22 protein-coding genes and 1 pseudogene are annotated in these 22,528 nt (G+C 72.8%); 11 read left to right on the top strand and 12 right to left on the bottom strand.

Annotated features, from left to right (window positions below; translation table 11 throughout):
• Nucleotides 1-20: 20 nt before the first annotated feature.
• The 3 genes from EJG53_RS14960 to EJG53_RS14950 all read right to left on the bottom strand — a co-directional run bounded on the left by EJG53_RS14960 (nt 21) and on the right by EJG53_RS14950 (nt 3,136).
• Nucleotides 21-878: an NmrA family NAD(P)-binding protein gene (locus EJG53_RS14960; RefSeq protein ID WP_125045261.1), complete on the bottom strand. Its 858-nt coding sequence runs from the start codon at nt 876-878 to the stop codon at nt 21-23.
• 76 nt (nt 879-954) lie between these two features.
• A complete protein-coding gene (locus tag EJG53_RS14955) occupies nt 955-1,293 on the bottom strand; it encodes a hypothetical protein (RefSeq protein ID WP_125045260.1) in 339 nt (112 codons plus the stop codon).
• Between the two features lie 73 nt (nt 1,294-1,366).
• Nucleotides 1,367-3,136 (bottom strand): acetyl/propionyl/methylcrotonyl-CoA carboxylase subunit alpha, encoded by a 1,770-nt coding sequence (locus EJG53_RS14950; RefSeq protein WP_125045259.1) that lies wholly within the window; start codon nt 3,134-3,136, stop codon nt 1,367-1,369.
• A gap of 491 nt (nt 3,137-3,627) precedes the next feature.
• Here EJG53_RS14950 and EJG53_RS14945 point away from each other — a divergent pair, with 491 nt between their 5' ends.
• A complete protein-coding gene (locus tag EJG53_RS14945; protein ID WP_244955144.1) occupies nt 3,628-4,104 on the top strand; it encodes a hypothetical protein in 477 nt (158 codons plus the stop codon).
• 41 nt (nt 4,105-4,145) lie between these two features.
• Here EJG53_RS14945 and EJG53_RS14940 read toward each other — a convergent pair whose 3' ends face one another.
• Nucleotides 4,146-4,874, bottom strand: coding sequence for an IclR family transcriptional regulator (locus EJG53_RS14940; RefSeq protein ID WP_125045258.1), 729 nt, complete (start codon nt 4,872-4,874; stop codon nt 4,146-4,148).
• 307 nt (nt 4,875-5,181) lie between these two features.
• On the opposite strand from EJG53_RS14940, the gene EJG53_RS14935 reads away from it, so the two are divergent.
• Complete coding sequence (locus EJG53_RS14935) at nt 5,182-6,036, top strand: helix-turn-helix domain-containing protein (RefSeq protein ID WP_030020612.1); 855 nt, start codon at nt 5,182-5,184, stop codon at nt 6,034-6,036.
• A 235-nt stretch (nt 6,037-6,271) separates the two neighbouring features.
• Nucleotides 6,272-6,481, top strand: coding sequence for a DUF2180 family protein (locus EJG53_RS14930; RefSeq protein ID WP_031007835.1), 210 nt, complete (start codon nt 6,272-6,274; stop codon nt 6,479-6,481).
• Between the two features lie 69 nt (nt 6,482-6,550).
• On the opposite strand, the gene EJG53_RS14925 is transcribed toward EJG53_RS14930, so the two are convergent.
• The 7 genes from EJG53_RS14925 to EJG53_RS14900 form a co-directional block, all read right to left on the bottom strand.
• Nucleotides 6,551-6,838: an antibiotic biosynthesis monooxygenase gene (locus EJG53_RS14925; protein WP_125045257.1), complete on the bottom strand. Its 288-nt coding sequence runs from the start codon at nt 6,836-6,838 to the stop codon at nt 6,551-6,553.
• Nucleotides 6,839-6,849: 11 nt separating this feature from the next.
• Nucleotides 6,850-7,536: a TetR/AcrR family transcriptional regulator gene (locus EJG53_RS14920; protein ID WP_125045256.1), complete on the bottom strand. Its 687-nt coding sequence runs from the start codon at nt 7,534-7,536 to the stop codon at nt 6,850-6,852.
• 9 nt (nt 7,537-7,545) lie between these two features.
• Nucleotides 7,546-8,166: a nucleoside triphosphate pyrophosphatase gene (locus EJG53_RS14915; protein WP_125045255.1), complete on the bottom strand. Its 621-nt coding sequence runs from the start codon at nt 8,164-8,166 to the stop codon at nt 7,546-7,548.
• Between the two features lie 66 nt (nt 8,167-8,232).
• Nucleotides 8,233-9,702: a peptidoglycan D,D-transpeptidase FtsI family protein gene (locus EJG53_RS14910; RefSeq protein ID WP_125045254.1), complete on the bottom strand. Its 1,470-nt coding sequence runs from the start codon at nt 9,700-9,702 to the stop codon at nt 8,233-8,235.
• A gap of 225 nt (nt 9,703-9,927) precedes the next feature.
• Entirely contained in the window at nt 9,928-10,059 is a 132-nt protein-coding gene (gene mmpB / locus EJG53_RS43325) for a morphogenic membrane protein MmpB (protein WP_003981923.1), read from the bottom strand.
• Nucleotides 10,060-10,143: 84 nt separating this feature from the next.
• Nucleotides 10,144-10,359 carry an acyl-CoA carboxylase subunit epsilon gene (locus EJG53_RS14905; RefSeq protein ID WP_125045253.1) on the bottom strand — a complete coding sequence of 72 codons (216 nt, stop codon included), beginning with the start codon at nt 10,357-10,359 and terminating at the stop codon, nt 10,144-10,146.
• 46 nt (nt 10,360-10,405) lie between these two features.
• Nucleotides 10,406-11,995 carry an acyl-CoA carboxylase subunit beta gene (locus EJG53_RS14900; protein WP_125045252.1) on the bottom strand — a complete coding sequence of 530 codons (1,590 nt, stop codon included), beginning with the start codon at nt 11,993-11,995 and terminating at the stop codon, nt 10,406-10,408.
• A 141-nt stretch (nt 11,996-12,136) separates the two neighbouring features.
• On the opposite strand from EJG53_RS14900, the pseudogene EJG53_RS14895 reads away from it, so the two are divergent.
• The 5 genes and pseudogenes from EJG53_RS14895 (at nt 12,137) to hutH (ending at nt 18,584) form a co-directional block, all read left to right on the top strand.
• Nucleotides 12,137-13,068, top strand: a pseudogene (locus EJG53_RS14895) (biotin--[acetyl-CoA-carboxylase] ligase).
• 339 nt (nt 13,069-13,407) lie between these two features.
• Nucleotides 13,408-14,688, top strand: coding sequence for an adenylate/guanylate cyclase domain-containing protein (locus EJG53_RS14890; RefSeq protein ID WP_125045251.1), 1,281 nt, complete (start codon nt 13,408-13,410; stop codon nt 14,686-14,688).
• Between the two features lie 147 nt (nt 14,689-14,835).
• Nucleotides 14,836-15,630: an enoyl-CoA hydratase/isomerase family protein gene (locus EJG53_RS14885; protein WP_125045250.1), complete on the top strand. Its 795-nt coding sequence runs from the start codon at nt 14,836-14,838 to the stop codon at nt 15,628-15,630.
• A 107-nt stretch (nt 15,631-15,737) separates the two neighbouring features.
• Nucleotides 15,738-16,892: a GGDEF domain-containing protein gene (locus tag EJG53_RS14880; protein ID WP_125045249.1), complete on the top strand. Its 1,155-nt coding sequence runs from the start codon at nt 15,738-15,740 to the stop codon at nt 16,890-16,892.
• A gap of 147 nt (nt 16,893-17,039) precedes the next feature.
• Nucleotides 17,040-18,584 carry a histidine ammonia-lyase gene (gene hutH / locus EJG53_RS14875; RefSeq protein ID WP_050510702.1) on the top strand — a complete coding sequence of 515 codons (1,545 nt, stop codon included), beginning with the start codon at nt 17,040-17,042 and terminating at the stop codon, nt 18,582-18,584.
• 217 nt (nt 18,585-18,801) lie between these two features.
• Here the strand turns inward: hutH and EJG53_RS14870 are convergent, their stop codons facing one another.
• Nucleotides 18,802-19,137, bottom strand: coding sequence for a hypothetical protein (locus EJG53_RS14870; protein WP_167515112.1), 336 nt, complete (start codon nt 19,135-19,137; stop codon nt 18,802-18,804).
• Nucleotides 19,138-19,252: 115 nt separating this feature from the next.
• On the opposite strand from EJG53_RS14870, the gene EJG53_RS14865 reads away from it, so the two are divergent.
• The 3 genes from EJG53_RS14865 (at nt 19,253) to EJG53_RS14855 (ending at nt 22,522) form a co-directional block, all read left to right on the top strand.
• Nucleotides 19,253-19,636, top strand: a complete 384-nt coding sequence (locus EJG53_RS14865; protein WP_125045247.1) for a hypothetical protein — start codon at nt 19,253-19,255, stop codon at nt 19,634-19,636.
• Nucleotides 19,637-19,935: 299 nt separating this feature from the next.
• On the top strand, nt 19,936-21,180 hold the full coding sequence (locus EJG53_RS14860) for a L,D-transpeptidase (protein WP_125045246.1): 1,245 nt from the start codon (nt 19,936-19,938) through the stop codon (nt 21,178-21,180).
• A 73-nt stretch (nt 21,181-21,253) separates the two neighbouring features.
• Nucleotides 21,254-22,522: a DUF2786 domain-containing protein gene (locus EJG53_RS14855; RefSeq protein ID WP_125045245.1), complete on the top strand. Its 1,269-nt coding sequence runs from the start codon at nt 21,254-21,256 to the stop codon at nt 22,520-22,522.
• Nucleotides 22,523-22,528: the final 6 nt, after the last annotated feature.

The following is a 22,528-nucleotide window of genomic DNA, read 5'->3' as shown; positions in this document are numbered from 1 at the left end:
CCGCCCGCGTCCGTCCCGCGTCACTCCGCGGCTGAGGCAGCCGGCGCGGTGAAGGCGTCCGCGTGCTCCGCGGCCCACTGGCTGAACGTGCGGGCCGGGCGCCCGGTGACCTGCTCGACGGTGCCGACGACCGTACGGCCCGCCTCCGGGGTGTTCCCGTACACCTCGATCAGGAAGGCGATGACGTCCTCCGGCTGACCGGCGGCCCGCCACTGCGCGACGGCCTCCTCCTCGGTCAGCTCGACCAGGGCCGTCTCCCGGCCGCGGGCGGCGGAGATCGCCGCCACCTTGTCCCCGACGGTCAGCAGTTCGGGGCCGGTGAGCACGTACTCCCGGCCGCCGTGGCCCTCCTCGGTGAGCGCGACCGCGGCGACGGCGCCGATGTCCCCCTCGTGGACCATGGCACTCAGCCGGGAGACGAACGGCTCGCGGACCTCGTCCGAGGCGACGATCCCGGGCGCCCACTCCAGGGCGTTCGACATGAATTCGACCGGCTTCAGGACCGTCCAGTCCACGCCGTCGTCCGCCCGCACCGCGTCCTCCAGCGGGGAGGGCCCGCCACCGTGCAGCACGGTGACCCGGCGTACGCCGGCCGCGCGGGCCAGCTCCAGGAGGCGCGGGCCGGTCTCCAGGGGGGCGAAGAAGGCCCCGCCGAAGGTGATCAGGTGGAGGCCGGTGACGCCCTCCAGGGCCGGGACGAGGGTGCCGGGGTCGGCCAGGTCGCCCTGGACGGCCTCGACACCGGCCGGGAAGGCGGCTCTGGACACGTCACGGGTGAGGGCACGGACCGCGTGGCCGCGGGCGAGCAGTTCGGCCACGACCTGGCGGCCGACCGTTCCGGTGGCGCCGGTGACAAGGATCTTCTGCGTCTGCGTCATGAGAGGACCGTAGAAACCCTTGCGGACAACCACTGTCCGCAAGGGCACCGGAGATCCGCATCCGTCATCCCCTGTCTCAGCGCGGTGTGCCGTCCGCCGCGCTCCAGCGGGCCAGCAGGTCCCGCAACGGGCCTGCCAGGGCGGGGGACGCGCGCAGCAGGCGGCGCAACCGGGCCCGCCAGCCGGCCTCCACGTCGGCGGCTGCGGCGGGATCGTCCTCCAGCCGGGCGGTCAGGAACTCCTCGCGGGAGTCCTCCAGTTCGTCGGTGAGCGCCTCGCGGTCGACACCGCCGGGGCTGAACCGGGCGAGCAGGCCGGTCAGTTCGTCCCGGGAGCGGTGCCAGCGGTCCGTCCGCGACCGGGCGAACAACTGCTGGGCGGCGGTCGCCGCGAGGGCCGCGAGGTGCGCATCCATGCGTCAATGAAAAGCGCGGGGGCCCGCGGCACTCAAGTGCCACGGGCCCCCGCGCGGGCGGACCTGACGCCCGTCAGTCCTTGATCTCGCAGATCACCGCGCCGGACGAGAGCGAGGCGCCGACCTCGGCGGTCAGGCCCTTGACGGTGCCGGAGCGGTGCGCGTTCAGCGGCTGCTCCATCTTCATCGCTTCCAGGACGACGACCAGGTCACCTTCGGCGACCTGCTGGCCTTCTTCGACGGCGACCTTGACGATGGTGCCCTGCATGGGGGAGGCGAGGGTGTCGCCGGAGGCGGCGGAGCCGGACTTCTTGGCGGCCTTGCGCTTGGGCTTGGCGCCGCCGGCGACCGCGGCGCGGGCCAGCGGCATGCCCAGCGAGGACGGCAGCGAGACCTCCAGGCGCTTGCCGCCGACCTCGACGACGACCGTCTCGCGGGTGTCCGGCTCGGCCTCGTCGGTGCCGGGCGCGGCGAACGGCTTGAGGTCGTTGACGAACTCCGTCTCGATCCACCGGGTGTGCACCGTGAACGGCTCGGCGGAGCCGGTCAGCTCCGGCGCGAACGCCGGGTCGGTGACGACGGTGCGGTGGAAGGGGATGGCGGTGGCCATGCCCTCGACGGTGAACTCGCCCAGCGCCCGGGCGGCGCGCTGGAGCGCCTGCTGGCGGGTGGCGCCGGTGACGATGAGCTTGGCGAGCAGCGAGTCCCAGGCCGGGCCGATGACCGAGCCGGCCTCCACGCCCGCGTCCAGGCGCACGCCCGGGCCGGCCGGCGCCTCGAAGGCGGTGACGGTGCCGGGGGCGGGCAGGAAGTTGCGGCCGGGGTCCTCGCCGTTGATGCGGAACTCGAAGGAGTGGCCGCGTACCGGCGGGTCGTCGTAGCCCAGTTCCTCGCCGTCGGCGATGCGGAACATCTCGCGGACCAGGTCCAGGCCGGTGACCTCCTCGGTGACCGGGTGCTCGACCTGCAGGCGGGTGTTGACCTCCAAAAAGGAGATGGTGCCGTCCTGGCCGACGAGGAACTCGCAGGTGCCCGCGCCCTGGTAGCCGGCCTCCTTGAGGATGGCCTTGGACGCGCGGTACAGCTCGGCGTTCTGCGCCTCGCTCAGGAACGGCGCGGGCGCCTCCTCGACGAGCTTTTGGTGGCGGCGCTGCAGCGAGCAGTCCCGGGTGGAGACCACGACCACGTTGCCGTGCTGGTCGGCCAGGCACTGGGTCTCCACGTGCCGGGGGCGGTCCAGGTAGCGCTCGACGAAGCACTCGCCGCGCCCGAAGGCGGCGACGGCCTCACGGACGGCGGAGTCGTAGAGTTCGGGGACCTCTTCGAGGGTGCGGGCGACCTTCAGGCCGCGGCCGCCGCCGCCGAAGGCGGCCTTGATGGCGATGGGCAGGCCGTGTTCCTCGGCGAAGGCCACGACCTCCTCGGCGCCGGAGACCGGGTCGGGGGTGCCGGCGACCAGCGGGGCGCCCGCGCGCTGCGCGATGTGACGGGCCGCCACCTTGTCGCCCAGGTCGCGGATGGCCTGCGGGGGCGGGCCGATCCAGGTCAGCCCGGCGTCCAGGACGGCCTGGGCGAACTCGGCGTTCTCCGACAGGAAGCCGTAGCCGGGGTGGACGGCGTCGGCCCCCGAGTCGGCGGCGGCGGCCAGGACCTTGGTGATGTCGAGGTAGCTGGTGGCCGGGGTGTCACCGCCCAGTGCGTAGGCCTCGTCCGCCGCGCGCACGTGCAGGGCGTCCCGGTCGGGGTCGGCGTAGACGGCCACACTCCCGATTCCGGCGTCCCGGCACGCCCGGGCAACGCGGACAGCGATTTCGCCTCGGTTGGCGATGAGCACCTTGCGCACGATCGGTTCCTCCTTGGCGCTTCGCCGCAACAAAATAGGACGTCGCGAGTTTAGGGACTGGCGACACCGCGTGCCGACCCGTTCCCGGTAGTGAGCTTGCCCACACGGAGCGTGTGCCCGGTGCGGATACGGGACCGGAGTCCCCCGGTATCCCAGGGTAGGCCCGTATTCCGGGGTCCGTGGGGTGATCAAGATGTGGGCAAGGTCTCGCTTCCCGTCCGTTCACCGGAACCCCGTTTCTTTGTGGAGTCCCTACGAATGGGCGAAGGAATCTTTGCCCGCCCCTGTGTCCGGCTCCGGCCCGTGGCACCCCCTGAGCGCGTCCGCTCGCGCCCCCGCGGCCGCCACCGCTCTTCCGGCCCGTTCCGCTTCCGTGCTCATACCCGCCTCCGGGCTCTTGTAGCGCGGGGGGTACTCAGGAGTAGCGTGCCCGGTGTTCTTTCGTACTCGCGGTAACAGCGCAACGTGTGACGGGGAAGTGGGTGGACGGGATGGCGGCACGCAGACCGGTGGCGTGGGTGGCGGCGGTGGCGCTGGTGCTGGAGGCGCTCGGCATCCTCTTCCTGAACTGGGTCCTGAGCATCGTCGTGGACAAGCAGCGGATGTCCGTGGCGGGCGTCGACCCCGGCGTGATGTCCACCGGCGCCTGGGTGCTCGGCGCCCTCTTCGCGCTCTACCTGGTGTGCTGCGCCGCCCTCCTGACCCGCATCGCCCTGCGCGACCGCCCGCCCGGCACGCTCGGCCGCATCGCCCTCATCGGTTGCGCCGTGGTGCACGCCGTGCTGGGCGCCTTCGCGGTCGGCCTGGTCGGCTGGGCGGCGTTCGCGGTGCTGATGGCCGTCCTGGCGCTGCTGGTGCTGACATTGACGTCGTACGGCACGACGTACGGCGTCCCGAACGGCGAGGACGCCGACCGCGGCGGCGGGCCCGGCACGGCGGCCACCGCTCCGGCTCGCCCCACGGGCTGACGGTCACCGAGTCCCCCCGAATCAGGGGCCGGTGCCGCCGTTCACGCCAGCGCCGCCACCTCCCGCCGCAGCGCCTCGGTCAGTGGGGCACGGAGGCGTGCGAAGTCTTCCACCGGGAGCGCGGCCGATACGGCGGTCAGTGTGGTGGGGGTGCCGGGGCCGCCGGGGCGTAGCGGTACGGGGACGGCGACGCATGCCATCCCGGATGCGGCCTCCTCCCGCTCCACGGCGATGCCGTCCCGGCGGACCCGGCGCAGTTCCCGCTCCAGCCGGTCCGGGGTGGTGATGGTGCGCGCGGTGCGGGCCCGCATGCCGCCGGCGGCCAGGTACTGGCGCCGGGTGGCGGCCGGGAGGGCGGCCAGCAGGGCGCGGCCGTGCGCCGTGGCGTGTGCGGCGGTGTCCTGGCCGACCGAGAAGGCGGACTCCGGGCCGGCGGCGCCGTCCAGCACGGCGATCTCGCCGTCCCGGTAGGTGCTGAAGAAGACGTCGGCGCCGGAGGAGCGGCGCAGCCGCAGCAGCACCTCGTGCACGCGCTCGTCGACCCGCAACTGCCGCTGGAACGCCTGGTGCAGGGCCGGGACGCGGTATCCGAGGGTGTACCCGGCGGCCGTGCGGGCCAGATGGCCGCGTTCGGTCAGCGAGCCGAGCAGGTCGTAGACCGTGGACAGCCCGCAGTCCAACTGCCGGGCCAGCGCCTTCGCCGTCACCGGTTCCGCCGCCGCGGCGACCGCGTCGAGCAGGTCCAGGGCACGGTCGACGGACTGCGGCATGGCGGTCTCCCTCCGGGACGGGGTGCGGTACGGGCGCGGGGCGCGGCGGCACGCGGGCGGGCGGCGCGCGCGTACGGCCTTCCAGCCTCGCACAGCTTTGCCGGGTGCACGGAAGTACGCTGGGCGGTTCCGCTCCCGCCGCGGCCGGAAAGCGTTCGCGCGAGAATGCGGAACGGGGAATGCGGAACGGGGAATGCGGAAAGCGGAACGGCGGAACGAGCGGGAAAGCGGCGAAGAAGCAGGGATGCGGGAAAGTACGGGTTCCGCGGCGAAGCGCGCGCGGCCCGCGGTATCGAAGGTGAGAACGATGGACCGGCGGGCCGAACTACGGGAATTCCTCCGATCGCGGCGCGCCCGGGTACGCCCCGAGGACGCGGGCCTGCGGCCGGGCACCGGCTTCAGCGGCCGCCGCCGGGTGCCGGGCCTGCGCCGCGAGGAGCTCGCCCAGCTCTCCGGGGTCAGCGTCGACTACTACGTACGCCTGGAGCAGGGCCGCGGCGGCCACGCCTCGGCCGAGGTGCTGGACGCCATCGCACACGTCCTGCGGCTCGACGCGCACGAGCGGGCACACCTGTACGCGCTGGTACGGGGCGAGGAGGGCCGCCACGACGACGCCCGGCAGCCGGCCGCCGGACAGGGCCAGGAGGTGCGGCCCGGCGTGCTGCGGCTGCTGCGGACGTTCGAGCACTCGCCCGCCTACGTGGTCGGCCGCCGCCAGGAGGTGCTGGCCTGGAACGAGCTGGCCCGCATCCTGATCGCCGACTTCCCGGCCCTGCCGCCCGGGGAGCGCAACCTCGCCCGCCTCACCTTCCTCGACCGGTCCGCGCGCCGGCGGTACGTCCACTGGCAGCAGAAGGCCGACGACACGGTGGCGTTCCTGCGGCTGGACACCGGGCGGCACCCGGACGACCCGAAGCTGGCCGCGCTGATCGCCGAACTCACCGAGCACAGCGAGGACTTCCGCCGCCTGTGGTCCGACCACAACGTCCGCGACAAGACGTACGGCAGCAAGCCGCTGCACCACCCGCGCGCGGGCGCCCTGGACCTGTCCTTCGAGACGCTGCGGCTGCCGGACGAGCCGGACCAGGCCGTGGTGGTGTACCTGGCCGAGCCGGATTCGGCGGCCGACCGGGAGCTGCGGCGGCTGGTGGCGGAAGGCTGAACCAGCGGGCTGGGAGGGGTGAGCGGTTCGGGCGGGCCGGATTCCCGGGTGGCACCGGCATTACCAGGAATGCGGTTCCCGGGAGAAAAGGGGCCTGGGCAGCCGCCGAATTCCGCGGCACCGTGACGGTGGTCACCGCGCGGGAATTCCCGGAATGCGCGAGGGCCGGATGCCGTTCAGTCAGAACGGTCGCCCTTCCGGCGATCACGGAACCAAGCTCACCAGGAGTTGTTGAATGCAGTGCTTCGACTGTGCGGAACTCGGCCGCGAGACCGCCGCGCTGGCCGTCTGCGCGGACTGTGGCGCGGCGGCGTGCGCCGCGCACGCCGCCGCCGTTCCGCGTACGGTCCACCGTACGGCGGGCCTGGGCCGCAGCACGGCCCACTCGGCGGGCCGCCGCCTGCTGTGCACGCACTGCCGGCACGCCGCGACAGCGGCGGCCTGACGCCGGGCGGCCGGGGGCGGGGAGACCGCGGTCGGGAGACCGTGATCCGGTGACCCGCCCAGCCGGCGCTCAGGGGGCCGCGAGCCGTACGATCTCGCGCGGCCGGGCCTCCCGCTCGTCGTAGGCGAGGTCGAGCCCGGCCGCCGCCTGCACGGCGGCGAGGGACGCGGCCGACGCCGCCTCGGACTCCCACTGCACGATCGAGACCACCGCCTCACCGTCCGCGGCCAGCCAGCAGTCCGCCGACAGGCACCCGGGCGTGTGCCGGAACTCCTCGGCGACCCGGCGCACCCGCCGGACGAATTCCGCGCGGTGCGCCGCGTGCGGGTAGTGGTGTGCCACCATGCCGACCTTCATGACGCTCTCCTTCACGTTGCCTGTGAGTGCGGGGCGCGGGCCGGGCCCGCGTGGTCGCCGGTGCCGTACGGGAGCCCGAGCGCGCCGGCCGCGGCACCGGCCACCAGCGACTCGTCGTGCGGGGCCTGGCCGGACAGGGCGATCGACGTGCCCTCGACCGCGCCGACGAAGGCGAGCGCGAGGGTGCGGGGCGGCGGACCGTCCGGCAGCGCGCCCGTCTCGCGGGCGGCGGTGACCAGGTCGGTGCAGCGCTCGACGAGTCTCCGGTAGCCCTCCTCGATCGCGTGTCCCACCGGGTGGTCGTCCTGCCCGGCGAACTCCAGCCGCAGCGCCATCGCCACACGGGCGATGTCCCGGCGGCAGTACACGGCGTGCCCGCGCGCCAGCGTGAGCAGCGCCGCGAGCGGGTCCCGCTCCTGTTCGACGCGCCGGCCGACCTCCTGCCACCAGGTGTCCTGGACCCACTCGGTCACCGCCAGCGCCAGGTCCTGCTTGCCCGTGAACTGGTGGTAGAGCGCGCCGCGGGTGTACCCGGCGTCCTGGGCGACCTGTTCGAGCCGCAGGTTGCCGTAGCCGTAGCGGGACAGCCCCCGGGCGGCCGACTCCAGGAGCGCGGCGCGGGTGCGCGCCCGGCGGTCGGCCTGGGTGGTGCGGGGCGGCTTGCTGTCCGCCCTCGCTCCATCCTTACGTACATCCATGTATGTATGTTACGCCCAGAGGTCGGTGATGGCGACGTCCAGATCGGCCAGCAGACGCCGCAGCAGCGGCAGGGACAGCCCGATGACGTTGCCGGGGTCGCCGTCGATCCCGTCGATGAACGGCGCCGACCGGCCGTCGAGCGTGAAGGCGCCCGCCACGTACAGGGGTTCGCCGGAGGCCACGTACGCGGCGATCTCCGCGTCGCTCGGCTCGCCGAAGCGGACGGTGGTGGACGCGGTGGCCGACACCTGGCGGCCCCCGGCCGCCGTGTCGATCACGCAGTGACCGGTCTGGAGGACCCCGGAACGGCCGCGCATCGACTTCCAGCGCGCGGTCGCGTCCTCCGCGTCGGCGGGCTTGCCGAGCGCCCGGCCGTCCAGCTCCAGCACCGAGTCGCAGCCGACGACGAGGGCGCCGGCGCTCTCGGGCCGCGCGGCCACCGCGGCGGCCTTCGCCTCGGCGAGCACCCGGGCCAGCTCGGCGGGGGAGTCCGCGGTGATCGCGTCCTCGTCCACGCCGCTGACGACGACCTCGGGCGCGAGCCCGGCCTGGCGCAACAGGCCGAGACGGGCGGGGGACTGGGAGGCGAGGACGAGGCGGCGGGCGGCAGGGCCGGGCTGAACGGTCATGCCCGCCATCGTACGGAGCGGGGCGGGCACCGTCCGGCGCCCGCCCCGCTCCCTGCCTGCCGCCGCTCACTTGTCGAGCACGGCCTCCATGACCTTCTTGGCGATCGGGCCGCCCAGCTTGCCGCCGGCGATCTCCGAGCGCGGGATGTCCATGTCGGACGGGTCGACGAAGACCGCGACCGCGACCGGCGAACCGTTGCCCTGCTTGGCGTACGAGACGAACCAGGCGTACGGGCGCTCGTCGCGGACGTCCGCGCCGTGCTGCGCGGTACCGGTCTTGGCGCCGACCTTGACGCCGTCGATCAGCGCCTTCTTCGCCGTGCCGTTCTCCGCGGTGTTCTCCATCATCTCCTGCACCTTCTTCGCGGTGCTCTCGGAGACGGCCTGGCTCAGCTCCTTGGGCTTGAACGTCTCGATCGTCGACAGGTCCGGGCCGCGGGTCTCCTCGACCAGGTACGGCTGCATGACCTTGCCGTTGTTGGCGAGCCCGGCGACGACCATGGCCATCTGCAGCGGGGTGCTGGTCAGGCTGCCCTGGCCCATGCCGGTCAGCGCGGTCTGCGGCTTGTCCAGCTTCTCGGGGTAGCCGCTGGTGGCCGTACGGACCGGGGTGAAGATCTTCTGGTTGAAGCCGAACTTCTCCGCCGTCTCCCGCATCTTGTCCTTGCCGAGCCGGTTCGCCGCCTCCAGGTAGGTGTTGTTGCAGGACCACTGCATGCCGACCTTGAGGGACGCGTTGGCGCACGGCGCGGAGGCGATGTCGTTGCCGACCTTGGTGGAGGTCTGGGGCAGCGTGTACGGCACCGGGGCCTGCAGCGGGGTGTCGATGTCCGGGACCACGCCGTGCTCCAGGGCCGCGGCCGCGGTGAGGATCTTGAACGTGGAGCCGGGCGGGTAGATCTCCAGCGACGCCCGGTTGTTCATCGGCTTGGTCTTGTCCTTGATGAGGGCGGTGTACCTGTCGCCCTCCTTGAAGGAACTGCCCGCGAAGACGGACGGGTCGTAGGACGGCGTGCTCGCCATGGCGAGGATCTTGCCGGTGGCCGGTTCGAGGGCGACCACCGCGCCCTTGGCCTTGAGGTCGGTCAGGCTCTTGTACGCGGTCCGCTGCGCCTTCTCGCTGATGGTCGTCAGCACGTCGCCGCCGCGCGGCTTCTCCCCGGTCAGGATGTCCTTGGCGCGCTTGAGGAAGAGCTTGTCGTCCTTGCCGCTGAGGATGTCCTTGTAGACGCCCTCCAGGAACGTGCTGCCCTGCGACTGCGAGGCGTAGCCGGTGATGGGCGCGTACATCGGGCCGTCCTTGTAGACCCGCTTGTACTTGAAGTCGCCGGTCGTCTCGACGGAGTCGGTGATCGGCTTGCCGCCGACGATGATGTTGCCGCGCGGGTAGGAGAACGCCTCGATCTTCACCCGGCGGTTGTTGTCGTCGTTGGCCAGCGAGTCCGCCTGGACGAACTGGACCCAGGTGACGCGTACCAGCAGCGCCAGTACCAGCACTCCGCAGAAGACGGCTATGTGTCTCAGCGGCCTGTTCATCGCTCTCCACTCCCCATGCCCGTACGGCGCGGTGCCGCGCGGGACCGGCCGTACGGGCGCCCGGATTGCGGCCTTCAGGGGTAAAGGATGTCCCAACTGGGGGTGGCGGTTGCAGGCGGGGTCTGTGAGCTGGTCCTCTTCGTCCGAATGCGTAAGGCGCGTGCCCGGACCTGTCGCCGCGGAGACCGCCACTGACCGCGTTCCGTGTCCGGACGGAAGGCCCGGTCAGGCCCCGCCGACCAGCATCACCATCAGCACCACCGCGGCCACGGCCAGCACGATGCCCATCCGGCGGAGCATCGCCTGCACCTGGCGCAGCTCCTCGGGAGGCTCGTCGGGCGGATCGGACCACAGCATCCTTCGATCCTGCGCCGGGAACTCCGACGGCGCCTGAGTACGCGTACTCAAGCGCCGTCAGGCGGAGGGACTAGGTCACGGACGTCACCGCGGCCAGTAGCTCGTACGCCAGGCCCGTGGGCCCGGGTGCGGCAGCCGGCGGCGGGGGACCGTGGACGCCGGGTCGGCCCACTCGTCCGTACGTTCCGTGCCGGGCGCGGCGGACGCGGCAGCGGCGGCCGCCGCCGCGCGGGTGCGAACCACCGCCAGTGCGGCGGCCAGCTCCTCGGGTGTGGGGTTGCCCCGGACGACCTTGATCATGGTCAACCGACCTCCTGGAGGGGGATTGCGGCGGGCACGGACGGTCCTACAGCGGGATGTTGCCGTGCTTCTTCGGGGGCAGCGACTCGCGCTTGTTGCGCAGCGTGCGCAGCCCGCGGACGATGTGCCGGCGGGTCTCCGACGGCATGATCACCGCGTCCACGTAGCCGCGCTCGGCCGCCACGTACGGGTTGAGCAGCGCGTCCTCGTACTCCTGGATCAGCTCCTGGCGGCGGGCGTCCTGCGCGTCCTGGTCCTCGATCGCGGCGAGCGTGCGGCGGTGCAGGATGTTGACCGCGCCCTGTGCGCCCATGACCGCGATCTGTGCGGTCGGCCAGGCCAGGTTCAGGTCCGCGCCCAGGTGTTTGGAGCCCATGACGTCGTACGCGCCGCCGAACGCCTTGCGGGTGATCACGGTGATCAGCGGAACCGTCGCCTCCGCGTAGGCGTAGATCAGCTTGGCGCCGCGCCGGATGATGCCGTCCCATTCCTGGTCCGTACCCGGCAGGAAGCCCGGTACGTCCACGAACGTCAGCACCGGCACGTTGAACGCGTCGCAGGTGCGCACGAACCGCGCGGCCTTCTCGCTCGCGTTGATGTCCAGCGTGCCCGCGAACTGCATCGGCTGGTTGGCGACGATGCCGACCGCGTGGCCCTCCACCCGGCCGAAGCCGGTGACCATGTTCGGCGCGAAGAGCGCCTGCGTCTCCAGGAACTCGCCGTCGTCGAGGACGTGCTCGATGGCGGTGTGCATGTCGTACGGCTGGTTCGCCGAGTCCGGGATCAGCGTGTCCAGCTCGCGGTCGTAGTCCGAGGTCTCCAGGTCCGCCTCCTCGGGGAAGGCGGGCGGCTCGGAGAGGTTGTTGGACGGCAGGTAGGACAGCAGCGCCTTGACGTACTCGATGGCGTCCTTCTCGTCGCCCGCCATGTGGTGCGCGACGCCCGAGGTGCTGTTGTGCGTCCGCGCGCCGCCCAGCTCCTCGAAGCCCACGTCCTCACCGGTGACGGTCTTGATGACGTCGGGTCCGGTGATGAACATGTGCGAGGTCTGGTCGACCATGACCGTGAAGTCGGTGATGGCGGGGGAGTAGACGGCGCCGCCCGCGCACGGGCCGACGATCAGCGAGATCTGCGGGATCACGCCGGAGGCGTGCACATTGCGGCGGAAGATCTCCGCGAACAGGCCGAGGGCCGCGACCCCCTCCTGGATACGGGCGCCGCCGCCGTCGTTGATGCCGACGACCGGGCAGCCGTTCTTCAGGGCGAAGTCCATCACCTTGACGATCTTCTCGCCGTAGACCTCGCCCAGCGAACCGCCGAAGATGGTGAAGTCCTGCGAGTACACGCAGACCGTGCGGCCGTCGACGGTGCCGTAACCGGTCACCACGCCGTCGCCGTACGGCCGGTTCTTCTCCAGCCCGAAGTTGGTCGAACGGTGCCGCGCGAACTCGTCCAGCTCGACGAACGAGCCCTCGTCGAGGAGCAGCTCCACGCGCTCACGCGCCGTCAGCTTGCCCTTCGCGTGCTGCTTTTCCACGGCCCGCGCGGACCCGGCGTGGGTGGCCTCCTCGATCCTGCGCTGAAGATCGGCCAGCTTGCCCGCGGTCGTGGTGATGTGTGCTTCCGGCTCGGACATCGGGATGCGGCTCCTGCTCGTCCTGGACTGGTTCTCGTACGAGGGTGGTACGGAGGTTGAACGGGGTTGGCTACCGCTTCGTAGCGTATCGGCGGGACTGCTCAGCGGCACTGCGTCGTTGACCACACCTAGGCTGGGGCCATGACGTCTCAACCACCGGAAAACCAGGACAAAGACCGCCCGGGCGACGGCGAAGGTGACGCGGCACGCACCGGGCCGGGCCCGGAGGCGGGTGCCGGCGGGCGCTGGTCCGACCTGGACCGGCCGCCGCTGAACGGGACGGCACTGCGGCGCGCCCTGCTGCGCCCCGGCTCGCTCTGGACCGGCCTCGACGTCGTGCCGGCGACCGGCTCGACCAACACCGACCTCGCCGCGCGCGCAGCGGAAGGACTGGCCGAGGGTACCGTCCTCGTCGCCGAGGAGCAGTCGGCCGCGCGCGGCCGACTGGACCGCAGGTGGTCGGCGCCGCCGCGCTCCGGCCTCTTCTTCTCCTTCTACCTCACCCCGAGGGTCCCCCGGAGCGCTGGGGCTGGCTGCCGCTGCTCGCCGGCGTCGCGACCGCCAGCGCGGTGGCCCGCGTCGCGGCCGTGGACACCGCCCTGAAGTGGCCCAACGACCTGCTGGTGACCGTCGGTGACGAGGAGCGCAAGGCCGGCGGCATCCTCGCGGAGCGCGCCGGCGACGGCGTGGTCATCGGCATCGGCCTCAATGTCACCCTGCGCGCCGACGAGCTGCCCGTACCCGGTGCCGGTTCGCTCGTCCTGGCCGGCGCCAAGGTGACCGACCGGGATCCGGTGCTGCGGGCCGTACTGCGGTCGGTCGAGGACTGGTACGGACAGTGGACCGCGGCGGACGGCGACGCGGCGGCCTGCCGCCTTCAGGACGCGTACGCGGCCGGGTGCGCCACGCTCGGCCGTCAGGTGCGCGCCGAACTGCCCGGCGACCGGGCCCTGCTCGGCGAGGCGGTGGCCATCGACGGTGACGGGCGGCTGGTGCTCGCCACGGAGGAGGGCATGCAGCAGCCGGTCGCCGCGGGGGACATCGTGCACGTACGGCCGGCGGCGCGGGAGTAGCGGCGGGCGTGCCGGGCGGGGCCCGCGCGGTCTCCGTCCAACTGCCGTCCAACCGGCGGGGCGGGATGCCGGGTGCTTTCGTACGGTGACTGTGGTGCGCCGGGCCCCTGCGTGCCACTGATCCGCCTCCCGTCCACATCGCGATCAGAAATGATCAGATCCTGGTCAAGAAACCTCGGGAGCAATCGCACTTATGTGTCGATCGGGGCGATAGCGACGAGGCGTGAGAGTGAGCCAGAGCACACCTGCCGTATCGTTGAGGCCGTCCGCCGTGGAGCGGGCGAACGAGCGAGAAGTGATCGGAAGGGCAGTGCGCAGGGAACGGACAGGGAGCGAGCGGTGACCGCCGACGACTCGGGCGCCGGCCCGCGCGAAGCGGACATCGTCCCTCGTGAGGCGGGGGCCGCTCCACGTGAGGGGGACTCGGCGCCTGCGGACGGCACGGCGCGCGCCGACGGCACGCCCGAGCCCGCCGGTGCCCACGGGGCGGACGGGACCGGCGGTGCCGACCGGACCGGCCCCGCGTCCGGCACGGCGGACGGGGCGGGCGCCGACAGCGCGGGCGACGGCCCCGACGACGACACCATCGCCATCCGCCTGGAACAGCTCATCCTCGGCTCCGACCGCCGCTACACCCCGTTCCAGGCGGCCCGCAGTGCCGGCGTCTCCATGGAGCTGGCCTCCCGCTTCTGGCGCGCCATGGGCTTCGCGGACATCGGCCAGGTAAAGGCGCTCACCGAGGCCGACGTGCTGGCGCTGCGCCGGCTGGCGGGCCTGGTGGAGGCCGGACTGCTCAGCGAGGCGATGGCGGTGCAGGTGGCCCGCTCCACCGGGCAGACCACGGCCCGCCTCGCCGACTGGCAGATCGACTCCTTCCTGGAGGGCCTGACCGAGCCGCAGGACTCCGGCCTGACCCGTACGGAGATCACCTACCCCCTCGTCGAACTGCTCCTGCCCGAGCTGGAGGAGTTCCTCGTCTACGTCTGGCGCCGCCAGCTCGCCGCCGCGACCGGCCGCGTCGTGCAGGCCCAGGACGACGCGGAGATGGTCGACCGGCGCCTCGCGGTGGGCTTCGCCGACCTGGTCGGCTTCACCCGGCTGACCCGCCGCCTGGAGGAGGAGGAACTGGGCGAACTGGTCGAGGCGTTCGAGACCACCGCCGCCGACCTGGTCGCCGCGCACGGCGGCCGGCTCATCAAGACGCTCGGCGACGAGGTCCTGTTCGCCGCCGACGACGCGGGCACCGCGGCCGAGATCGGCCTGCGCCTCATCGAGACCATGGCCAACGACGAGACCATGCCGGAGCTGCGCGTCGGCATCGCGTTCGGCACGGTCACGACGCGGATGGGCGACGTCTTCGGTACGACCGTGAACCTGGCCAGCCGCCTCACGTCGATAGCCCCGAAGGACACGGTGCTGGTGGACGAGGCGTTCGCGGAGGAGCTGGGACGTACGGGCGAGGCACCCGTCTCCGAGGCCGACGCGAAGGCCGCCGCCGCGGCGGCCGCGGACGGGGCCGGGCCGCTGCCCGAGTACCGCTTCGCGCTGCAGCCGATGTGGCAGCGGCCGGTGCGGGGGCTGGGCGTCGTCGAGCCCTGGCTCCTCAGCCGCCGCGGCTGATCCTCGTACGCCGCTGCCTGCTGCCTGTCGCGGCTGATCTCCGTACGCCGCTGCCTGCCGTGGACGGAAGCCATCGCCCGCCGCCCCCGTGCCTGTTGCGCCCCTGACTAGAGTGACGGAACGATCGTTAACCAGGGAGGGTGCTGCATGGACACGCAACGCTTCGGGGACTTCGTCGGCGTACACCGGCACGGGCACGTGGCCGAGCTGCGGCTGGACCGGCCCAAGGCGATGAACGCCGTGTCCACGGCCATGGCGGACGGCATCAGTGCCGCCTGCGCCGCGCTCGCCGCCGACCGGGACGTCCGCGTCACCGTCCTCACCTCCACCCACGAGCGGGCCTTCTGCGTGGGCGCCGACCTGAAGGAACGCAACTCCTTCAGCGACGCCGACCTGATGCGGCAGCGCCCGCGTACCCGGGCCGCCTACACCGGCGTCCTGGAGCTGCCGATGCCCACCGTCGCGGCCGTGCACGGCTTCGCGCTCGGCGGCGGCTTCGAGCTGGCGCTGTCCTGCGACCTGATCGTGGCGGACCGTACGGCGGTGGTCGGGCTGCCCGAGGTGTCGGTCGGCGTCATTCCCGGAGGCGGCGGTACGCAGCTCCTGCCGCGGCGGGTCGGCGCGGCCCGCGCGGCCGAGCTGATCTTCACGGGGCGGCGGGTGGAAGCGGCGGAGGCGCGGGAGCTGGGGCTGGTCGACGTGCTGGTGGACGAGGCCCGGGACACGCCGGAGGCCCTGGAGCTGGCCGGGCGTATCGCCCGTAACTCCCCGGTCGGCCTCCGCGCCGCCAAGCGCGCTCTGCGCCTGGGCCACGGCCTCGACCTGCGCACCGGCCTCGACCTGGAGGACGGCGCCTGGCGCAGCGTCGCCTTCTCGGCGGACCGGGCGGAGGGCGTGGCCGCCTTCGTGGAGAAGCGCAGCCCGGAGTGGCCGGGAGAGTAGGGGGTACCCGGCCCCGCCCGGTCGGAACAGGTCGGTACCGGTCGGAAAGGGCGGACGCTGTGGAACATTCCTACGCTGTAGTGACACGTAGTGCTCACGGTGACGGAATGCGAGGTCCGGTGACGGGTGACGGCGATGACAGGCTCCGGGCCGTGGTGGCACTCGCGCAGGCGATGGCGGCGGCGCACACCCCGCGCGCGTCGGTGCGGGCCGCCGCGGACGGGGTGCGGGCCGCCCTGGGGGGCTCGTTCGCGGCGGTCTCGGCCTGGGAGCGTGAGCTGGGCCGGCTGAAGGTGCTGGTCAACGTCGGTGAGCTGGCCGACGGGGAGGTGCCGTACCCCGAGGACGAGTCCTACCCGGTGCACGAGTTCCCGGAGATCGTCGGATTCCTGCACGAGCAGTGGGCCGGGGGCGGCCAGCCCAACGCCTGGGTGGAGACCGTCGGGGACGGCCCGCAGGACGGCCGCTACAACCACCAGCGGGTCGCCGCGCTGCGCCGCAGGGGCCGTGGCTGCTGCGTGGTCGCGCCGATCGTGCTGCACGGGCGGGCGTGGGGCGAACTGTACGTGGCCCGCTCGGCCGGGGAGCCGGTCTTCACGCGCGAGGACGCGGATTTCGCCACCGTGCTGGCCGCGGTGACGGCGGCCGGGATCGCGCAGACCGAGCGGCTGGCGGAGGCGCGCCGGCTGGCGTTCACCGACGCGTTGACCGGCCTGGCCAACCGGCGCGCGGTGGACATGCGGCTCGACGAGGCCCTGGAGCGGCACCGGCGGGACGGCGCGGTGGTGAGCCTGGTGGTGTGCGATCTGAACGGGCTGAAGCGGGTGAACGACTCCTGCGGGCACGCCGTCGGCGACCGGCTGCTGGAACGTTTCGGCTCGGTGCTGTCGCTGTGCGGCGCCATACTGCCCGGTGCCCTCGCCGCCCGGCTCGGCGGCGATGAGTTCTGCCTGCTCACGGTGGGCCCGTCGGCCGACGAGGTGGCCAAGGTGGCCGCCGAGCTGTGCGACCGGGCGGCGGAGCTGGAGCTCGGCGAGGGGGTGGCGGTCGGCGTCGCGTCGACCGGCGACCCGATCGGTCCGGTGCGCTCGGCCCGCCGGCTGTTCCGGCTGGCGGACGCCGCCCAGTACCGGGCGAAGGGCTCCGGTTCGCGCGGCCCGGTGGTGGCGGGCCGGGACGGCGGTACGGACGACCCGGTGATCCGCCTGGCCGACGCCCCGGAACGCGCCTCGTCGACGGAACGCCGCCGCTTCCGCCGGTGACCGGGCCGCCGCCCGGCCGCGTACGTGCCCGGCCCGCCCGCGGACGTGCCCGGCCCGCCCGACCGCGTACGGTGCTCACCCCGCCCGCCACCGAGCCGGACATCCCAGTGGTGACATCCAGGGATTCAGTCTCTAGGGTGCCTGAATATGGATATGCACACTGTGGTGCTGGGGACGTCCGGCACGACCGCACAGGACGTCATCGCCGTCGCCCGCGGCGCCGCCCGTATCGAGCTGTCCGAGGAGGCCACGGCGGCCGTCGCCGCCGCCCGCGCGGTCATCGACGACCTCGCCGCCAAGCCGGACCCGGTGTACGGCGTCTCCACGGGCTTCGGCGCCCTGGCCGTACGCCACATCAGCCCGGAGCTGCGCGCCCAGCTCCAGCGCAACATCGTGCGCTCGCACGCCGCCGGCATGGGCCCGCGGGTGGAGCGCGAGGTCGTCCGCGCCCTGATGTTCCTGCGCCTCAAGACGCTCGCCTCCGGGCACACGGGCGTCCGGCCGCTGGTCGTCGCCACCATGGCGGAGATCCTCAACGCGGGCATCACCCCGGTCGTCCACGAGTACGGCTCGCTCGGCTGCTCCGGCGACCTCGCGCCGCTGTCGCACTGCGCGCTGACGCTCATGGGCGAGGGCGAGGCGGAGGGCCCGGACGGCGTCGTCCGCCCGGCCGGCGAGCTGCTCGCCGAGCACGGCATCGCGCCGGTCGAACTGCGCGAGAAGGAGGGCCTGGCCCTCCTGAACGGCACCGACGGCATGCTCGGCATGCTCGTCATGGCCTGCGCCGACCTGGCCCGCCTCTTCACCACCGCGGACATCACCGCGGCGCTCTCCCTGGAGGCGCTGCTCGGCACCGACAAGGTGCTCGCGCCCGAGCTGCACGCCATCCGCCCGCACCCCGGGCAGGCCGCCTCGGCCGCCAACATGCTCAAGGTCCTGGCCGGTTCGGGACTCACCGGCCACCACCAGGACGACGCGCCGCGCGTCCAGGACGCCTACTCCATCCGCTGCGCCCCGCAGGTCGCGGGCGCGGGCCGGGACACGCTGGACCACGCCCGCCTGGTCGCGAGCCGCGAGCTGGCCGCCGCCGTCGACAACCCGGTGGTGCTGGAGGACGGCCGGGTCGAGTCGAACGGCAACTTCCACGGCGCGCCGGTCGCGTACGTCCTGGACTTCCTCGCCGTCGCCGCGGCCGACCTCGGCTCCATCGCGGAGCGCCGTACGGACCGCCTGCTGGACAAGAACCGCTCGCACGGCCTGCCCGCCTTCCTGGCCGGCGACCCGGGCGTCGACTCGGGTCTGATGATCGCCCAGTACACGCAGGCGGCGCTGGTCAGCGAGCTGAAGCGGCTGGCGGCGCCCGCCTCGGTGGACTCCATCCCGTCCTCCGCGATGCAGGAGGACCACGTCTCGATGGGCTGGTCGGCGGCGCGCAAGCTGCGGACCGCCGTGGACAACCTGACCCGGGTGCTCGCCGTCGAGCTGTACGCGGCGACCCGCGCGGTGGAGATGCGCACGGGCCTCACCCCGGCGCCGGCCACCCGCGCGGTGCTGGACGCCGTACGGGCCGCGGGTGTGCAGGGCCCGGGGGAGGACCGTTTCCTCGCGCCGGATCTGGAGGCGGCGTACGAGTTCGTGCGCGACGGCCGGCTGGTCGCGGCGGTCGAAGAGGTCACCGGCGAGCTGGCCTGACGGGGCGGGCGGCCGGGGCGGGCAGCCGGTCTGCGGGCCGCTGATCCGGTGGGGCGGGCCCGGCCCGCTCCGCCCGGCCGCCGGCTGCGGATCCGCGGCGCACTCACCGCCGTTCCGCGCACATCACCGCTGTTCCGCGTGCGTCTCCGCAGATCCGCGCGGTTCTCCGCGCTTCTTTGCCAGGTCGGGACGGTCAGGCTTGCGCCAGGCCGGACGGTCAGGCCGCGTCGCCGCGGGTGCGGCGGACGGAGAAGCCGACCAGCCCGGCGCCGATACCGAGGAAGGCGGCGCCTCCGACGACGTACGGCGTGGTGTCGAACGCGCCGGTGTCGGCGAGCAGTGCCCCCTGCGCGGCCGCGGAACCCTGCTGGTCCGTACCGGTCCGCGTGGCGGCGTGCGACTGCGTCTCCTGGGCCCGCTGGGCCGACCGGGGGGTGTCGTGCGGCGTCCGTTCGCCGTGTTCGACGGTGGCGTTCGCGGACGGTACGAACCACAGGGCGAGCAGTACCGATCCCGCGGCTGCGGCGGTCAGCAGTGGTCGACGTGCGGTCACGGGCACGGAAACGATCCCCCTTGTGGGCTCGGCAAATTGACCGTTGACAACAGATGTTAGTGACAGCCGCGGGTCGTGGGGAAGTCAGGAGCCGGTGGTGCTTACGCTCCCTGACATGAGCAACGACGAGACATCACGGTTTGTCCGGCTCCATGTCGAACTCGTCATGGAGGTCGCCGACTCGGACCGGCTGACCGGCGCGGCACTCGACCACATCAACGGTGACCCTTCTCTACCCGAGGAGGAGCGCGGCCATGCGCGGGAAACGGTCCAGACCGATCCGGCGGAGGCGCTGGCGTACCTCGTGGACCCCTTCGACCTGGTCGAGGGCGTTCCAGGGGTGGAGCTGACACAGGCGTCCTGGAGCAGCGAGGAGATCGACTACGACGCCGACGCGGAGTGGGTCCTCGGGCACGACGCCGAGGACGACGACTTCCCGGAGGACGAGGAGGCCGGGGCGGACGGGACGTCGGCGGACGGGGTGCGCGTCCGCTTCTGAGGAGCCGCCCGCGGCCGACGCCACACGATCTCCGTACGACCGCGTACGACCGTCACGCGATCCCGTACGGCCGCCATGCGATCCCGTACGACCGCCACGCGATCCCGTACGACCGCCACGCGATCTCCGTTCGACGCCCGTCGCCGTACGGGGGTTGCGTGGCGTTTCCCACAGCCGCCGTAGGTATGGAACGGACGAAACGGAACAGGCGTTCCTGATGGTGTCGGCCGGCAGTCTGCGGTGCGGCGCCCGGCTCGGGGGTTTTCGGGTTCGGCAGCAAGGCAATGGAGAATCGTGTGATGACGGACAGCAAGCGTCGCAAGGGCCTGATAGCCACTGCCGCGCTGCTCGGGGGTGTGCTGACACTCGGGGCGTGCGGTGGCGGTGACGGTGGTGACGGGGGCGGCCAGGACAACACGAAGAAGGTCGACGAGGCGGCGGCGAAGGACGCCTCGGAAGCCAAGATCAAGATCGAACCGAAGAACGGCTCCGCCGACGCGGGCATCAACAGCGCCGCCAAGGTCACCGTCGACGGCGGCAAGCTCACCGACGTCACGATGACCGCCGGGGAGAGCAAGAAGCCGGTCGAGGGCACGCTCGCCGCCGACGGCAAGTCCTGGCAGCCGAAGAAGCAACTGGAGCGCTCGACCAAGTACACGATCACCGCGCACGCCGCCGACGGCGACGGCCGCAAGGCGGTGGAGCACTCGACCTTCACCACGGTCTCCCCGAAGAACAGCTTCATAGGCAACTACACGCCGGAGGACGGCTCGACCGTCGGCGTCGGGATGCCGGTGTCGGTCAACTTCGACAAGCCCGTGAAGAACAAGAAGGACGTCCAGTCCGCGATCAAGGTGGCGTCCAGCAGCAACCAGGAGATCGTCGGCCACTGGTTCGGCGACCAGCGTCTGGACTTCCGCCCCAAGGACTACTGGAAGCCGCATTCCAAGGTCAGCGTGGACCTGAAGCTGGACGGCGTCGAGGCCGCGCCCGGCGTCAAGGGCGTCCAGAACAAGAAGGTCGACTTCCAGATCGGCCGCTCCCAGGTCAGCACGGTCGACGCCAAGACGCACCAGATGACGGTGGTCCGCGACGGCAAGACGATCAAGACCATCCCGATCTCCGCGGGCAGCAAGGACCACCCGACGTACAACGGCAAGATGGTCATCTCGGAGAAGTACCAGCAGACTCGGATGGACGGCTCCACGGTCGGCTTCACCAACAACGACGGCAAGGGTGAGTACGACATCCCCGACGTCCCGCACGCCATGCGGCTGTCCAGCTCCGGCACGTTCCTGCACGGCAACTACTGGGGCAAGGGCATCTTCGGCAACGCCAACACCAGCCACGGCTGCATCGGCCTGGAGGACGTGAAGGGCGCCGGCGACCCCGGCACGGACGGCGCCTGGTTCTACCAGAACTCGCTGATCGGCGACGTCGTCCACATGATCAACTCCCCGGACAAGACCATCAAGCCGGACAACGGCCTCAATGGCTGGAACATGGACTGGAACGAGTGGGTGGCGGGCAGCGCCGTGAAGTAGCGCTCCCCTCTCCCTCCGAGGGCGGACCCCCGCCGGTGCGCAGGCGGGGGCCCGCCCTCCGTATCGTGACCACGTGAGCAAGCGCGACGACGGACAGCGGCAGCGGGGCGGCCGGGCGGCGGCCGGTGAACTGGTCGGCACCGTTCTCGGTACCGTCCGGTACGCCGAGGACGGGACGCCCGCCGAGGACGCCCTGGAAGCCGGCGCCTCGATGCTGGCGGCGGCGCCCGAAGGCCCGGAAGCCGTCAGCGCCGCGCTGCTGGCCGCGGCGGAGGACGGCGTACGGCGCTGCTGGCAGGGCGGCTGGCAGCCCGCCGACCTGGAGCGGATCGTACGGCGAGAGACGGGCGGCGGCCCGCGTACCGCCGTCGTCGTGGACGCGATGGCGGCCGAGGCGCAGCGCGCGGGCCGGGCGGCGGAACGCGCCCGAGGGCCCCGCTGGGCGGCCCAGCTACGCGACCTCGGAGCCGAGACCTGGTGGCAGTCGGACGCCCGCTACATGCAGGAGCTGGCGCACCGCCGCCGCAGCTCGCGCTTCGAGACGACGTACGACGTACTGGCAGCGCTGCGCGTCCTGGCGCGGCTGCCCCGCATCACGCCCCTCCCGGCCGCCGCTCCGGCGCGCGCGAGCACGCCCGCCGAGTCCCGGACCCTGGGCCGTATCCGCGGCCTGCTGGCCAAGGCCGAGGCGACGGACTACCCGGACGAGGCGGAGGCCCTGTCGGCCAAGGCGCAGGAGCTGATGGCGCGGCACAGCATCGACGAGGCACTGCTCGACCACACCGGTACCGGCGCGAGCGCTGGTCGGGGCATCGCCCCTTCCGCCATCCGCATCGGCATCGAAGGCCCGTACGAGCAGGCGAAGGCCCTGCTGCTCGACGCCGTCGCCGCCGCCAACCGCTGCCAGGCCGTCTGGTCCGGCGATGTCGGCTTCTCCACCCTCATCGGCTTCGAAGCCGACCTGGAGGCCGCCGAACTCCTCTACACGTCCCTGCTCCTCCAGGCCACCACCGCCATGCACCGCGCGGGCGACGCCCACCACAGCCGCGGCCGGTCCCGCCGTACCCGCGACTTCCGCCAGACCTTCCTCGTCGCGTACGCCGACCGCATCCGCGCCCGCCTGGCCACGGTCACCGAAGCGACCACCGCCGAGGCCGCCACCGACGCCCCCGGCCTCCTCCCGGTCCTGGCCGCCCGCGAGGTCGCCGTGGCGGAGACCACCGGCGAACTGTTCCCCGACACCGCCGCCGTCCGGATGCGGGGCGTACGCGACGCCGACGGCTGGGAGCAGGGCGCCGCGGCGGCCGACCGCGCACGCTTGGGCCACCACCGAGCCGACTGACCCCGG

Source organism: Streptomyces chrestomyceticus JCM 4735 (assembly GCF_003865135.1).
Classification (GTDB): Bacteria; Actinomycetota; Actinomycetes; order Streptomycetales; family Streptomycetaceae; genus Streptomyces; species Streptomyces chrestomyceticus.
This window is presented reverse-complemented; position numbering and strand designations above follow the sequence as displayed.

What these genes read in the sequence shown, in the direction of transcription:
- hutH (WP_050510702.1), top strand. Translation starts at nt 17,040, where the DNA reads ATGGATATGCACACTGTGGTGCTGGGGACGTCCGGCACGACCGCACAG.
- EJG53_RS14940 (WP_125045258.1), bottom strand. Translation starts at nt 4,874, where the DNA reads ATGCCGCAGTCCGTCGACCGTGCCCTGGACCTGCTCGACGCGGTCGCC.
- EJG53_RS14925 (WP_125045257.1), bottom strand. Translation starts at nt 6,838, where the DNA reads ATGAAGGTCGGCATGGTGGCACACCACTACCCGCACGCGGCGCACCGC.
- EJG53_RS14955 (WP_125045260.1), bottom strand. Translation starts at nt 1,293, where the DNA reads ATGGATGCGCACCTCGCGGCCCTCGCGGCGACCGCCGCCCAGCAGTTG.
- EJG53_RS14910 (WP_125045254.1), bottom strand. Translation starts at nt 9,702, where the DNA reads ATGAACAGGCCGCTGAGACACATAGCCGTCTTCTGCGGAGTGCTGGTA.
- EJG53_RS14920 (WP_125045256.1), bottom strand. Translation starts at nt 7,536, where the DNA reads ATGGATGTACGTAAGGATGGAGCGAGGGCGGACAGCAAGCCGCCCCGC.
- EJG53_RS14900 (WP_125045252.1), bottom strand. Translation starts at nt 11,995, where the DNA reads ATGTCCGAGCCGGAAGCACACATCACCACGACCGCGGGCAAGCTGGCC.
- EJG53_RS14945 (WP_244955144.1), top strand. Translation starts at nt 3,628, where the DNA reads ATGGCGGCACGCAGACCGGTGGCGTGGGTGGCGGCGGTGGCGCTGGTG.
- EJG53_RS14865 (WP_125045247.1), top strand. Translation starts at nt 19,253, where the DNA reads ATGAGCAACGACGAGACATCACGGTTTGTCCGGCTCCATGTCGAACTC.
- EJG53_RS14905 (WP_125045253.1), bottom strand. Translation starts at nt 10,359, where the DNA reads ATGATCAAGGTCGTCCGGGGCAACCCCACACCCGAGGAGCTGGCCGCC.
- EJG53_RS14930 (WP_031007835.1), top strand. Translation starts at nt 6,272, where the DNA reads ATGCAGTGCTTCGACTGTGCGGAACTCGGCCGCGAGACCGCCGCGCTG.
- EJG53_RS14885 (WP_125045250.1), top strand. Translation starts at nt 14,836, where the DNA reads ATGGACACGCAACGCTTCGGGGACTTCGTCGGCGTACACCGGCACGGG.
- EJG53_RS14935 (WP_030020612.1), top strand. Translation starts at nt 5,182, where the DNA reads ATGGACCGGCGGGCCGAACTACGGGAATTCCTCCGATCGCGGCGCGCC.
- EJG53_RS14915 (WP_125045255.1), bottom strand. Translation starts at nt 8,166, where the DNA reads ATGACCGTTCAGCCCGGCCCTGCCGCCCGCCGCCTCGTCCTCGCCTCC.
- EJG53_RS14960 (WP_125045261.1), bottom strand. Translation starts at nt 878, where the DNA reads ATGACGCAGACGCAGAAGATCCTTGTCACCGGCGCCACCGGAACGGTC.
- EJG53_RS14860 (WP_125045246.1), top strand. Translation starts at nt 19,936, where the DNA reads ATGACGGACAGCAAGCGTCGCAAGGGCCTGATAGCCACTGCCGCGCTG.
- mmpB (WP_003981923.1), bottom strand. Translation starts at nt 10,059, where the DNA reads ATGCTGTGGTCCGATCCGCCCGACGAGCCTCCCGAGGAGCTGCGCCAG.
- EJG53_RS14880 (WP_125045249.1), top strand. Translation starts at nt 15,738, where the DNA reads ATGCGAGGTCCGGTGACGGGTGACGGCGATGACAGGCTCCGGGCCGTG.